The sequence below is a fragment of the Bradyrhizobium diazoefficiens USDA 110 genome, from assembly GCF_000011365.1.
Classification (GTDB): Bacteria; Pseudomonadota; Alphaproteobacteria; order Rhizobiales; family Xanthobacteraceae; genus Bradyrhizobium; species Bradyrhizobium diazoefficiens.
Genome location: NC_004463.1, coordinates 8,107,551 through 8,120,238, shown reverse-complemented (window position 1 = coordinate 8,120,238; position 12,688 = coordinate 8,107,551). Strand labels below are relative to the sequence as shown.

The 12,688-nt window shown below is 64.6% G+C and carries 12 protein-coding genes; 5 read left to right on the top strand and 7 right to left on the bottom strand.

Annotated elements, in window-relative coordinates:
• Nucleotides 1-4: 4 nt before the first annotated feature.
• Nucleotides 5-970: a thioredoxin-disulfide reductase gene (gene trxB / locus BJA_RS37440; RefSeq protein WP_011090115.1), complete on the bottom strand. Its 966-nt coding sequence runs from the start codon at nucleotides 968-970 to the stop codon at nucleotides 5-7.
• Nucleotides 971-1,237: 267 nt separating this feature from the next.
• On the opposite strand from trxB, the gene BJA_RS37435 reads away from it, so the two are divergent.
• Nucleotides 1,238-1,717: an Lrp/AsnC family transcriptional regulator gene (locus BJA_RS37435; RefSeq protein ID WP_027547667.1), complete on the top strand. Its 480-nt coding sequence runs from the start codon at nucleotides 1,238-1,240 to the stop codon at nucleotides 1,715-1,717.
• 309 nt (nucleotides 1,718-2,026) lie between these two features.
• On the opposite strand, the gene greA is transcribed toward BJA_RS37435, so the two are convergent.
• The 3 genes from greA to BJA_RS37420 all read right to left on the bottom strand — a co-directional run bounded on the left by greA (nucleotide 2,027) and on the right by BJA_RS37420 (nucleotide 7,505).
• On the bottom strand, nucleotides 2,027-2,500 hold the full coding sequence (greA, locus tag BJA_RS37430; protein ID WP_011090113.1) for a transcription elongation factor GreA: 474 nt from the start codon (nucleotides 2,498-2,500) through the stop codon (nucleotides 2,027-2,029).
• A 228-nt stretch (nucleotides 2,501-2,728) separates the two neighbouring features.
• Nucleotides 2,729-6,193 carry a carbamoyl-phosphate synthase large subunit gene (gene carB, locus BJA_RS37425; protein WP_011090112.1) on the bottom strand — a complete coding sequence of 1,155 codons (3,465 nt, stop codon included), beginning with the start codon at nucleotides 6,191-6,193 and terminating at the stop codon, nucleotides 2,729-2,731.
• A gap of 142 nt (nucleotides 6,194-6,335) precedes the next feature.
• Nucleotides 6,336-7,505, bottom strand: a complete 1,170-nt coding sequence (locus BJA_RS37420; RefSeq protein ID WP_011090111.1) for an MFS transporter — start codon at nucleotides 7,503-7,505, stop codon at nucleotides 6,336-6,338.
• Between the two features lie 110 nt (nucleotides 7,506-7,615).
• On the opposite strand from BJA_RS37420, the gene BJA_RS37415 reads away from it, so the two are divergent.
• A complete protein-coding gene (locus BJA_RS37415) occupies nucleotides 7,616-7,987 on the top strand; it encodes an ArsR/SmtB family transcription factor (RefSeq protein ID WP_038965431.1) in 372 nt (123 codons plus the stop codon).
• A gap of 239 nt (nucleotides 7,988-8,226) precedes the next feature.
• On the opposite strand, the gene BJA_RS37410 is transcribed toward BJA_RS37415, so the two are convergent.
• The gene (locus tag BJA_RS37410; RefSeq protein WP_038965422.1) at nucleotides 8,227-8,928 is read right to left on the bottom strand and encodes a class I SAM-dependent methyltransferase; all 702 of its coding nucleotides are present in this window, start codon (nucleotides 8,926-8,928) and stop codon (nucleotides 8,227-8,229) included.
• A gap of 114 nt (nucleotides 8,929-9,042) precedes the next feature.
• Here BJA_RS37410 and BJA_RS37405 point away from each other — a divergent pair, with 114 nt between their 5' ends.
• On the top strand, nucleotides 9,043-9,567 hold the full coding sequence (locus tag BJA_RS37405) for a Dps family protein (RefSeq protein WP_027547661.1): 525 nt from the start codon (nucleotides 9,043-9,045) through the stop codon (nucleotides 9,565-9,567).
• 115 nt (nucleotides 9,568-9,682) lie between these two features.
• On the opposite strand, the gene BJA_RS37400 is transcribed toward BJA_RS37405, so the two are convergent.
• Nucleotides 9,683-10,195: a hypothetical protein gene (locus BJA_RS37400; RefSeq protein ID WP_038965423.1), complete on the bottom strand. Its 513-nt coding sequence runs from the start codon at nucleotides 10,193-10,195 to the stop codon at nucleotides 9,683-9,685.
• A 145-nt stretch (nucleotides 10,196-10,340) separates the two neighbouring features.
• Between BJA_RS37400 and BJA_RS37395 the strand changes: the two genes are divergently transcribed.
• Nucleotides 10,341-10,556 carry a hypothetical protein gene (locus tag BJA_RS37395; protein ID WP_011090107.1) on the top strand — a complete coding sequence of 72 codons (216 nt, stop codon included), beginning with the start codon at nucleotides 10,341-10,343 and terminating at the stop codon, nucleotides 10,554-10,556.
• 42 nt (nucleotides 10,557-10,598) lie between these two features.
• Here BJA_RS37395 and carA read toward each other — a convergent pair whose 3' ends face one another.
• The gene (gene carA, locus BJA_RS37390; RefSeq protein WP_011090106.1) at nucleotides 10,599-11,789 is read right to left on the bottom strand and encodes a glutamine-hydrolyzing carbamoyl-phosphate synthase small subunit; all 1,191 of its coding nucleotides are present in this window, start codon (nucleotides 11,787-11,789) and stop codon (nucleotides 10,599-10,601) included.
• Between the two features lie 146 nt (nucleotides 11,790-11,935).
• Between carA and BJA_RS37385 the strand changes: the two genes are divergently transcribed.
• Complete coding sequence (locus tag BJA_RS37385) at nucleotides 11,936-12,664, top strand: alpha/beta fold hydrolase (protein WP_011090105.1); 729 nt, start codon at nucleotides 11,936-11,938, stop codon at nucleotides 12,662-12,664.
• The last annotated feature ends 24 nt before the right edge of the window (nucleotides 12,665-12,688 follow it).

Sequence of the window (12,688 nt, the reverse complement as noted above, 5' to 3'; positions counted from 1 at the left end):
ATCTTTATTCCGCTGCTGCACGCTCGCTGGCGCGCAAGGCCAAGAAACGTTCGGCTTCGAGTGCTGCCATGCAGCCGAGGCCTGCGGCCGTCACGGCCTGGCGATAAGTCTCGTCGGCGACGTCGCCGGCGGCGAACAGGCCGGGCACCGAGGTGGCGGTCGAGTTCGGGGCGACCTCGACATAGCCCGACGGCTTGAGCTTGACCTGGTCCTTCACCAGCTCGGTCGCCGGGGCGTGGCCGATGGCAATGAAGATGCCGTCGGCCTTCAGCTCGGTGAGCTTGCCGGTCTTGACGTTCTTGAGGCGGACATGGGTGACCTTGTTCGGGTTCTCGGTGCCGCAGATCTCGTCGACGGCTGAGTCCCAGACCACCTTGATCTTCGGGTGCTTGAACAGACGCTCCTGCAGGATGCGTTCGGCGCGGAAGTGGTCGCGACGATGCACGATGGTGACCTGCGAGGCATGGTTGGTGAGGAACAGCGCTTCCTCGACCGCGGTATTGCCGCCGCCGACCACGATCACTTCCTTGCCGCGGTAGAAGAAGCCGTCGCAGGTGGCGCAGGCCGAGACGCCACCGCCCTGGAATTTCCCTTCGGACGGCAGCCCGAGCCAGCGCGCTTGCGCGCCCGTGGCGAGAATCACGGTTTCGGCGAGATAGACGTCGCCGCTGTCGCAGGTGAGGCGGAACGGCCGTCGCCCGGTCTCCAGCTTGGTCACCAGGTCGGTGACGATCTTGGTGCCGACATGGACCGCCTGCTTCTCCATCTGCTCCATCAGCCAGGGGCCCTGGATCACGTCGGCGAAGCCCGGATAGTTTTCGACGTCGGTGGTGATGGTGAGCTGGCCGCCCGGCTGGATGCCCTGGATCAGGATCGGCTCGAGCATCGCACGCGCGGCGTAGATCGCCGCCGTGTAGCCCGCGGGGCCAGAGCCAATAATCACGACCTTTGCATGAACAGGAGCGGACATTTCGATGGACGCCTTTCACGGGGGATTTGCAGCGCGGGCGCGGAAGGAGCCAGGAGGCCTCGCGGAGGCGCTGAAATATCAGAGCTAATCTAAGCGTTCTGGTGAGCTATGCAAGAATTGCATTCCCTGTCGGCGGATTTTTCCAACAGGGAACAAAAGTCGATTGCGCTGCACGCGCAATAAAATTGCGCAATGGGTGCGGACTGGGCTATGAGGATTGCGACAAACCCACCCGATACCGCCGCAAAGGCCAGGAGTTCCAATCACGTGTCGCGGAACCTAGACGAGATCGACCTGAAAATTCTCACCGAGATTCAGGCCGACGGTCGAATCACGAATGTTGAGCTGGCCAAGCGGGTTGGCATTTCGCCGCCGCCCTGCCTGCGCCGGGTCCGGGCGCTGGAGGAGGAGGGCTACATTCACGGCTATCGCGGGCTGCTGGACGCGCGAAAGCTCGGTTTCGACGTCACGGTGTTCGCGGCCGTGCACCTGTCCAGCCAGGCCGAGGCGGATTTGCGCGCCTTCGAGGAGTTCGTCCGCGCCGAGCCCCTGGTGCGGGAATGCTGGATGCTGTCGGGCGAGGTCGATTTCATCCTGAAATGCGTCGCGCCCGACATGGCGACCTTCCAGGATTTCGTCACCCACCTGACCGCCGCGCCCCATGTCCGCAACGTGCGGACCTCGCTGGTGCTGCACAATTCGAAATATGAGGCGGCCGTGCCGCTGGATGTGAAGGGGCGGCGGTAGGTTCGCCAAGCCTGTTAGTCCCGTCACCCCCGCGCGAGCGCGTAGCGCTCGTCGCTGGAGGTGCGAGTGATGGGGCGCGGAGCGCCCCATCGGGAGCCTCGAAGGATGGGCGGCCCGCGTGTCGCCGCGCGAGGCAACAATGGGGCCGTCGCCTTCGAGGGCAGCTGAAGAAGCGGCCACCTCAGGGTGACGGTGATAGAGTTGCGCTTCGCGGTCTCCACACCGTCATTCCGAGCAACACGCCTAAACAAAAAGGCCGCGCGGTTTGCGCGGCCTTTTCAAAACATCATCACGCGCAGCGGCAAATCCTTACCGCCACTCCACCTTGGTGATCTCATACGCCTTGGCGCCGCCGGGTGCGTTGACCTCGACGGTCGAACCCTTCTTCTTGCCGATCAGCGCGCGGGCGAGCGGCGAAGTGATGGAGATGCGGCCCTTCTTGGCGTCGGCCTCGACCTCGCCGACGATCTGCCACACCGCCTTCTTCTCGGTGTCCTCGTCGACCAGCGTCACGGTGGCGCCGAATTTGATGGTGTCGCCGGACAGTTTCGAGATGTCAATGATGTCGGCGCGCGCGAGCTTGTCCTCGAGCTCGGCGATGCGGCCTTCATTGTGGGACTGCTCTTCCTTCGCGGCGTGATATTCCGCGTTTTCCGACAGGTCTCCGTGCGAGCGCGCCTCCGCAATATGCTCGATGATGCGCGGACGGTCCTCGGACTGGCGCTTCTTCAATTCTTCCCCGAGCGCGGCAAACCCGGCCGAAGTCATCGGAACCTTTTCCATCTTCTCTCTCGTCCTTCGATCGTGCGCCCCAGAACGCGAATGGGCGCCCAACCTTGATTCGTCGGTATTTCCGGGGCTCGGTACGTGAGCCGCCGGACGTCGACAGATATGGGCTTGGCGCCGGAACAGAACAACCATATGGCCGGACAGTTCCTGCGGCCATTGTGGCTTGACTGCCAATCACTTAGCGGAAGGCTAACCTCTCAAGGCCAAGCCTTCCGTTCGCGATCAGGTTTCCGAAAAGTAGCTCTGCAGGGTACGAACCTCAAGGTCCCCGCCAAGATAGGCGCGGATGCCCTGCGCGGCCGCCACGGCCCCGGAAAGAGTGGTGTAATACGGCACTTTATGCAAGAGGGCCGCGCGCCGCAGTGAACGGCTGTCGGCGAGCGCCTGCGGGCCTTCGGTGGTGTTGAAGACGAGCTGGACGTCGCCATTGGTGATGGCGTCGACGATATGCGGCCGCCCTTCCAGCACCTTGTTCACCTTCTCGGTCGGGATGCCCTGGTCGGTCAGGAAGCGCTGCGTGCCCGACGTCGCCAGCACCTTGAAGCCGAGCGAATGCAATTCGCGAACGGCCTCGGCGATGCGCGTCTTGTCGCTTTCGCGCACCGAGACGAACACCGTGCCCTTGCGCGGCACCCGCGTGCCGCCGCCGAGCTGGCTCTTGGCGAAGGCCACCGCAAACGAGCGGTCGATGCCCATCACCTCTCCGGTCGAGCGCATCTCGGGGCCGAGCACCGTGTCGACGCCGGGGAAGCGCGCGAACGGGAATACCGATTCCTTGACGCCGACATGCTTGAGCTGCGCCTTCTTCAGCCCGAAATCGGCGAGCTTCTCGCCGGCCATGATGCGCGCGGCAATCTTGGCGACCGGCGTGCCGACCACCTTGGCGACGAAGGGCACCGTGCGCGAGGCGCGCGGATTGACTTCGAGCACGTAGATCTCGCCGTCCTTGATGGCGTATTGCACGTTCATCAGGCCGACGACGTCGAGGCCGAGCGCGAGCTCGCGCGTCTGCCGCTCCAGCTCCTCGATCATCTTCGCATCGAGCGAGTGCGGCGGCAGCGAGCAGGCGCTGTCGCCGGAATGGATGCCGGCTTCCTCGATGTGCTCCATGATGCCGACGATGAAGGTGTCCTTGCCGTCGCTGAGGCAGTCGACGTCGATTTCGGTCGCATCCGACAGGTAGCGGTCGAACAGCAGCGGGTTCTTGCCGAGCACGGTGTTGATCTGCCCGGTCTTGTCGTTCGGATAGCGCGCCTTGACGTCGGCCGGCACCAGCTCCGGCAGCGTGCCGAGCAGATAGTCGTTGAGCTGGTTCTCCTCGCGGATGATCTGCATGGCGCGGCCGCCGAGCACGTAGGACGGACGCACTACCAGGGGCAGGCCGAGATCGGCGGAGACGAGCCTCGCCTGCTCGACCGAATAGGCGATACCATTCTTCGGCTGCTTCAGCCGCAGCTTGTCGAGCACGCGCTTGAAGCGGTCGCGGTCCTCGGCGAGGTCGATGGCGTCCGGCGAGGTGCCAAGGATCGGCACTTCGGCGGCCTCGAGCGCGCGCGCCAGCTTGAGCGGCGTCTGGCCGCCGAACTGCACGATCACGCCATGCAGCGTGCCGTTGGTGCGCTCCTTCGCGATGATCTCCAGCACGTCCTCGGCGGTGAGCGGCTCGAAATAGAGCCGGTCCGCGGTGTCGTAGTCGGTCGACACCGTCTCCGGGTTGCAGTTGACCATGATGGATTCGTAGCCGGCGTCGTGCAGCGCGAAGCAGGCGTGACAGCAGCAATAGTCGAACTCGATGCCCTGGCCGATGCGGTTGGGCCCGCCGCCGAGAATGATGACCTTCTTCTTGTCCGACGGCGTGCTCTCGTCCGCCGGAGCGCCCGCAAACGGCGCCTCATAGGTCGAGTACATGTAGGCGGTTGGGGAGGCGAATTCGGCCGCGCAGGTGTCGATGCGCTTGTAGACCGGGCGAACGTCGAGCGCGTGGCGCTTCGCCGTCACCTCGGCTTCCGTCGTGTCGGCGAGCACCGCGAGCCGCGCGTCGGAGAAGCCCATGGCCTTGAGCGTGCGCATGCCGAAGGCATTGCCCGGCAGGCCGTTCTTCCTGACCTTCTCCTCCATGTCGACGATGCCGCGCATCTCGCCGAGGAACCACGGATCGATCTTGCAGGAGTTGAAGATGTCCTCGTTCGACCAGCCGAGCCGCATCGCCTGGGCGACCTGGAGCAGGCGGTTGGGTGTCGGCGTGCCGAGCGCGGCACGGATCGCATTCTTGTCGTCGTGCTGGCCCAGCCCCTCGATCTCGATCTCGTCGAGGCCGGTCAATCCGGTCTCGAGCCCGCGCAATGCCTTCTGAAGACTTTCCTGGAAGGTGCGGCCGATCGCCATGACTTCGCCGACCGACTTCATCGACGTCGTGAGCGTCGTGGAGGCGCCGGGGAATTTCTCGAAGGCGAAGCGCGGCACTTTCGTGACCACGTAGTCGATGGTCGGCTCGAACGAGGCCGGCGTGGCGCCGCCGGTGATGTCGTTGGCGATCTCGTCCAGGGTGTAGCCGACCGCGAGCTTGGCGGCGACCTTTGCGATCGGAAAGCCGGTGGCCTTCGAAGCCAGCGCGGAGGAACGCGACACGCGCGGATTCATCTCGATGACGACCATGCGGCCGTCGTCGGGATTGACGCCGAACTGCACATTGGAGCCGCCGGTCTCCACCCCGATCTCGCGCAGCACCGCCAGCGAGGCGTCGCGCATGATCTGGTATTCCTTGTCGGTCAGCGTCAGTGCCGGCGCCACCGTGATGGAGTCGCCGGTGTGCACGCCCATCGGATCGAGGTTCTCGATCGAGCAGACGATGATGCAATTGTCCTTCTTGTCGCGCACCACCTCCATCTCGTACTCCTTCCAGCCGAGCACGGATTCTTCGATCAGCACTTCGTTGGTGGGAGACGCGTCGAGGCCGCGCTCGATGATGTCGAGGAACTCTTCCTTGTTGTAGGCAATGCCGCCGCCGGTGCCGCCCATGGTGAAGGAGGGGCGGATGATCGCGGGCAGGCCGATCTCGGACAGCGCCATCATGGCCTGGCCGAATGCGTATTCCTGGTAGCGCTTGCGGCGGTCGCTTTCGCCCAGCGTCCATTGCCGCTCGAGCTCTTCGAGCGCGGCGCCCGAGAGCTTTTCGCGTTCGGCGAGATATTTGTCGCGGAACGACTTCTTCAATGCCGACGCATTGGCAAGCCGGGACTTCGGCGTCTCGAGCCCGATCTTGGTCATGGCCTCGCGGAAGAGCTGGCGATCCTCCGCCTTGTCGATCGCGTCGGCGGTGGCGCCGATCATCTCGACGTGGAACTTTTCCAGCGTGCCCTGCCGGCGCAGCGACAGCGCGCAGTTCAGCGCGGTCTGGCCGCCCATGGTCGGCAAGAGCGCGAAGCCGCCGGGAATGACGTGACGTTCCTTCTCGATGATCTTGGCGACGATCTCGGGCGTGATTGGCTCGATATAGGTCGCATCCGCCAATTCCGGGTCGGTCATGATCGTGGCCGGGTTGGAATTGACGAGGACGATGCGATAGCCCTCTTCCTTCAGCGTCTTCACCGCCTGCGTGCCCGAATAGTCGAACTCGCAGGCCTGTCCGATCACGATGGGACCGGCGCCGATGATCAGAATGGTGGTGATGTCTGTACGTTTGGGCATCAACTCTCGCCGAAGTCGGATTTGGGCACAAAAAAAGGGCGCGCGGCTGCGCGTCCCTTTGGCCGAGAGCGCGGTGGTCTCCCTCGCGCGCGGGTGGGTCTTAGACCAGTTTTCGGGGCGGCGAAACCCCGAAAAACACCCATCAACCGGCAATTTTGACCGGTTTTGGCCGTGCCTGCCAGCCACGGGCGAGGTGCACCAGAAGCGAGGCCGCAACGCTCGTTCCGCCGATCCAGCCGAGGTCATTTGGCGACAGCGTGGCCAGCACCGCGCCTCCCAAGGCGCCGCCGATGGCGAAGCCCAGATACATCGACGAGGCGTTGAGCGAGAGCGCGATCATCGAGGCCTGCGGCTCGATCCGGATGATACTGGCGATCTGCGCCGGATAGAACGCCCAGCCCGAGATGCCCCAGAGGAAGATCGTGCCCAGCACGGCATAATGCGCCTGTCCGGGCATCAATTTGAGGACCAGCGAATGCAGGATCAGCGCGGTCGCCATGCCGGCGAGCCCGAGCGCTGCGGTGGCGAGCGTGCCGAGCCGGTCGGCCAGGACGCCGCCGAGCATGTTCCCGATCGCGGCGGCGCCGCCGAACACCAGCAGCGCAAGGCTGATCTGCGAGGCATCGAAGCCGAGGCCGCGCAGCGGCACCGCGAAATAGGTGAACACGGTGAAGCCGCCGAGCCCCCATAGAATCGTGATCAGAAGCGCGACCAGGACATTGCCGTGACGCGCCACCGCCAGCCGCTCGCCGAGCGAGGCGGTGTTGCGCGGCAGGCCGCGGGGCAGGCCCAGCAGGAGGCCGGCGAGCGCGACGGCACCGATCAGGGCGACCATGGCAAAGGTCGCGCGCCATCCGAGCAGGCTCCCGACGAGATTGCCGAGCGGGACGCCGATCACGGTCGCAACCGTCAGTCCCGAGGTGACCAGCGCCACCGCGCGGCCGCGCCTTTCAGGCGAGGCGACCGCCACGGACACCGCGAGCGCCGTCGGCATGCACAGCCCGGAGCCCAGGGCCATCAGCATCCGGGAAGCCAGAAGCAGGGGGTAGCTGGAAGCCACCATCGCGGCGAGATTTCCGGCAATGAAGGTCGTCAGCGCCAGAGCCAGCACAGTGCGGCGGTCGATATTGTTCAGCGCCACCGCCAGGATCGGCGAGCCTACGGCATAGGTGAGGGCATAGGCGGTGACCAATTGGCCGGCGGCCGAGACCGAAATCGACAGGTCGGTGGCGATCGCCGGCAAAAGCCCTGCGATAACAAAGCCTTCGGTGCCGATCGCGAAGGCGCCCAGGGCCAGCCAGAATACGCTCATTGGAGAGATCCCTATGTTCAATGTTTATTGAACTATCGAACGCGACGGTTTCAGTGTCAATTGGTTCAAGAACTATTGAACATTACGGCCGCATCGCTATGATTCGGACCATGAGCCGCACGCCCCTCCATCCCACCCGCGAGCAGATCGAGCTGCCGATGGTCCTGGATTGCCTGAGCGATCCGATCCGGTTGGCGATCGTCTACCAGCTCGCCCAGCAGGAACGTGTCAGCAGTGAGCTCTGCTGCGGCGACTTCAATGGTCTCGCCGGCAAATCCAACCTCGCCTATCACTTCGCCAAGTTGCGCGAATGCGGCCTGATGCAGACGCGCGTGGCGGGCACCAACCGCTTCATGCGGCTGCGCCGTGAGGATCTGGAGGTGCGCTTCCCCGGCCTGCTCGATGCCGTGCTCAGCTCCGCAGCCAAGGATGCGGACCGGCTTCAGCTTCTGTCGGAGTGTGAAGTCGCCAAGGCAGATTGAGCCGCGGATACAGTCCGTCTACGCTTTCGCTTCGCTCAAGTTGCGCCGGACACGCTTCCGCTGCCGGTCTAGCATGGCTGCGCCACGCGTAGCCCGTCAGGGCGAAGCGTGGAGACCCGGCCTGGATTTGAACCAGGATAAAGAGCGATGCACCGCTCTCGCGTAGACACTTCCGCCACCGGGCCGGATGGATCATGTCCGAGCGAGGTGCGACAAGCCACCTCAGCCAATTGTTATGCTTAACGAACCATTGGCGGCCGCGCGATGAAGGTCATGCGCCAGCGATTGTGGCCGATATTGGTGTGGGCGCGCTGGACCGCGAACCCGGCCGCCTTCAACCTGGCCGTGATCTCGTCCTCGCTGTAGCGCTGCAGCCCGATGCGCGAGCGCAGCTGACGGTAATCGGACAGCGCGGTGCTGATCAGCCCGATCAGCGCGTCCTTCAGGAAGCCGTGACGCAAGCCGAAGCCGAGCAGCGCCATCACGTCCCTGAACATGCCGACATTGGGCTGGAGGATGTCGCCGAGCACCAGCTTGCCGGACGGGGTCAACAATCGCCGGATGTTGAGCAGCGCGGCATCGAGCTCCTCCGGCGTCATGTACTGCGTGACCGAGTTCATCACCACGAGGTCGATGGACTGGTCCTGCATCTTGCGGGCGTCGTCGAGCGAGCGGACGCGGATCTTGGTGTTCGGGGCAAACCGCGCGATCAGCCGCCCGCGCACGCCCGGCGCCGGCTCGGCAAGGATCAGCTTGCCGCAGGCGGCTGCGACCTGGCTCGCCGACAGCGCCTCGCCGCAGGCGTAGTCCAGCACCGTCGCCTCGGGCGAGGAGATGTAGCCGATGATGTCCCGCGCGATGATCTGGAAGTGCAAATCGCGATGCAGCTTGCTGACATAGATCGTATGCGTGGAGTCGTAATAATCGATCCAATCGTCCATGGTGTCCGAACGTCCCGGCCAAACAGCTCCTGCACAGGAACCGGCGCTGCCCACCTTGCGTTAGGGGGGCGACGGCGCGCCGTCAATGTCCGCGTCCTAACAGGAAGGTTTCCCGTGAGCAAAGCCCCCAACAAGGTCTCGCCCGACCTCGACACCCCCACCGATCTGTCGCCCCAGGCGGTCAACAAGGTTTCGGAGGCGCTCAACGTGCTTCTGGCCGACGCGTTCGCACTGTATCTCAAGACCAAGAATTTCCACTGGCACATCAGCGGCCGGCATTTCCGCGACTACCATCTGCTGCTCGACGAGCACTCGGACCAGATCTTCGCCACCACCGACCAGCTCGCCGAGCGCGTCCGCAAGATCGGCGGTGCGACGCTGAAGTCGATCGGCCAGGTCGCAAAGCTCCAGACCATCAAGGACAACAACGAGGATTACGTCCCGCCGCGCGAGATGCTGCGCGAGCTGATGCAGGACAACAAGCATGTCGCGGGCGCGATGCGGAAGGCCCACGAAGTCTGCGATGACGCCGGCGATGTCGCCAGCGCCAGCATCCTCGAGGTCTTCATCGACGAGACCGAGCGGCGCACCTGGTTCCTGTTCGAAGCCACCCGCCAGGAAGGCGCGAACGAGGCTTAGTCATGGTGCCGTAGGGTGGGCAAAGGCGCGCGCCGTGCCCATCATCTGTCCGCACAGTTCAAATGGATTGGTGGGCACGCTTCGCATTGCCCACCCTACGGCACCGCGCTTGTAGCTATCGCCACAACCGCGTCAGCGCCCCATCCTTGCCTGTCACCGGATCGGCCGGCGGCAACGCGACCTTTGGAATCGTCTTCAGCGCCTTGGCATGGTTCTCCGGCGTCGCGCGCGTGATCTCCATCTTGCTGCCCGGCGGATAGGCGCCGATCACGCAGAAATCACCGCTTGCCTTGATGCACTGATGTCCGGTGCCGGCTGGCAGGATCGCGACATCGCCGGCCTTGATCTGAAGCTCCTGGCCATGGTCGCCGCCGAAGCGAACGCGTGCGCTCCCACGCGCAACGCCGAGCACCTCATGCACCGTCGCGTGGTAGTGCAGATAGTCGTAGACGCCGTTGCGCCACGTGCCGCCCCAGCCGTTCTCCTCAAACAGGTTTTCGATCGTCTGCTCCGGGTCGAGCTTCACCGCCCCCTGGTAGACCAGGAAGGGGAGGATGTTGTTCGGCACGAGCCCGTCATCCTCAAACACGATGGCGAGCGGCTCGGCATTGTCGCGGACGACGGACATGGGAGGCTCCAGTGGCAACAGACCAGGAATCAAGACGGCGCAGGCGTCCTTGTTCCTGACACAAGTCCACATGCCGGCTTGACGGAGATCAAGGCGCGGGCGGCCATTCAGGGGCACGCAAATCAACGCGAAGGAGGGGGACGCCATGTACGCATCCGACGTTGCGCAGCGCCATTTTTCGGCGGCCGTCGACGAGGCGGAGACGGCCGGTCTCGGGCACGAAGCCGTCTGCCGCGCCTTGCTCAGCCTGGTGATCTCAAAATATCTCGAGACGAGGTCCGTCGCCGACATTCAGGCGGAGCTGCGCTTCATCGCCGAGAACTGCGATCCCGACACGGACTTCATGTTCATGCGCCCCTGACGGCGGGCCCCGGCGGATTCATCCGCCGGGTGATCTTGCCGCTTACGCGCTCTTCTTCTGCCGCATCAGCTCGGCGAAGCGCTGGAACAGGTAGTGCGAGTCGCGCGGGCCCGGCGAAGCCTCGGGGTGGTACTGCACCGAGAACACCGGCTTGCCGTCGAGCTGGATGCCGCAATTGGAGCCGTCGAACAGCGAGATGTGGGTCTGCGTCGCACCCTTCGGCAGCGTCTTCTCGTCCACCGCGAAGCCGTGGTTCATCGAGGTGATCTCGACCTTGCCGGTGGTCTCGTCCTTCACGGGATGATTGGCGCCGTGGTGGCCCTGATGCATCTTCTTGGTCTTGGCGCCGACGGCGAGGCCGAGCATCTGGTGGCCAAGACAAATCCCGAAGGTCGGCGTGCCCGACTTGATGACGTCCCGGATGACAGGCACGGCATATTTGCCGGTCGCGGCCGGATCGCCCGGGCCGTTCGACAGGAACACGCCGTCCGGCTTCATCGCCAGGATATCTTCGGCTGACGTCGTTGCCGGCACCACCGTCACCTTGCAGCCGACGCCGGCGAGCAGGCGCAAAATGTTGCGCTTGATGCCGTAGTCGATGGCGACGACGTTGAACTCGGTCTTGTCCTGCTGGCCAAAGCCCTTGTCCCAGAGCCACGGCGTCTCGTCCCAGGTGAAGCGCTGGCCGGAGGTGACCATCGGCACGAGGTCCATGCCCTCGAGTCCCGGCCATTCGCGGGCTTCTTCCTTCAGACCATGCAGGTCGAACTCGCCGTTCCTGGCATGCGCGATCACGGCATTGGGCATGCCCTTGCTGCGGATCAGCGCGGTCAGCGCGCGGGTGTCGATGCCGGAGAGGCCGATGATGCCGCGCGCCTTCAGCCAGGCGTCGAGATGCTTGGTGGCGCGGTAGTTCGAGGGATCGGTGATGGCGGTGCGCAGGATCACGCCGCGCGCGCCCGGCGTCGCGGCCATGTTCACCGTCTCGATGTCTTCCTCGTTGGTACCGACATTGCCGATATGCGGGAAGGTGAAGGTGATGAGCTGGCCGGCATAGGAGGGATCGGTGAGGATCTCCTCATAACCGGTCATCGCGGTGTTGAAGCAGACTTCACCGACGGCGTGGCCTTCGGCGCCGAGACCGAAGCCTTCGAGCACCGTGCCATCGGCGAGCACGAGGAGCGCGGTCGGTTTATGGTCCGGCCAGGCGGGATCGTTGTCATGTTGTGTCATGAGCGCGTTTCATAGTCTGCCCGCGCGCCTCCGTCAAAGCGGGAGAGGCCCGATTCACATGCGTTTTTGCATATTTGACAGCCCGTCCCGGGTACTTAAGCTTGACCGCACAATTTCCGGCAAATCCAGGGGCTTTCGAGGCAATAATGGACCAGACCACCCCGCTTCTGCTGGTTCCGGGGCTGGCCTCCTCGGCCCGGATCTATGCCCCGGTGATCCCGGCGCTGTGGCGGTTCGGCCCGGTGATGGTCGCCAACCATATCCGCGATGACAGCATGGCGGCGATCGCCCGCCGCGTGCTGGGCGAGGCCCCGCCGCGCTTTGCGCTCGCCGGCCATTCCATGGGTGGCTACATCGCGCTGGAGATCATGCGCCAGGCGCCCGAGCGGGTTTTGAGGCTCGCGCTGATCAACACCCAGGCCCGGCCCGATACGGCGGAGGCGACCCAGCGCCGCCGCGGCCTGATGGAGCGCGCGAAGCGCGGGGAGTTGCGTGCCGCGCGCGAGGAGATGTTTCCGGAACTGGTGCATCCCTCGCGCCGCGACGATGCCGACCTTCGCCGGCTCGTGCATGAGCAGGGCGACGACGTCGGCGTCGACGGCTATCTGCGGCAGCAGACCGCGATCATTGCGCGGGTCGACTCGCGGCCGACGCTGGCCACGATCAAATGCCCAACGCTGGTGCTGACCGGCGATCAGGACAACACGATTCCCAATGCGTTCTCGAAGGAGATGGCGGACGGCATTGCCGGCGCGAAGCTCGTCGTTCTGGCGAATTGCGGGCATCTGCCGCAGCCGGAACAGCCCGCGGCGACGGTGCAGGCGCTGACCGAATGGCTGCAAAGCCAGGTTGTCTCGGGAGCGCGAACGGCCTAGATCAGGCGTCGGATATTCAAAGGG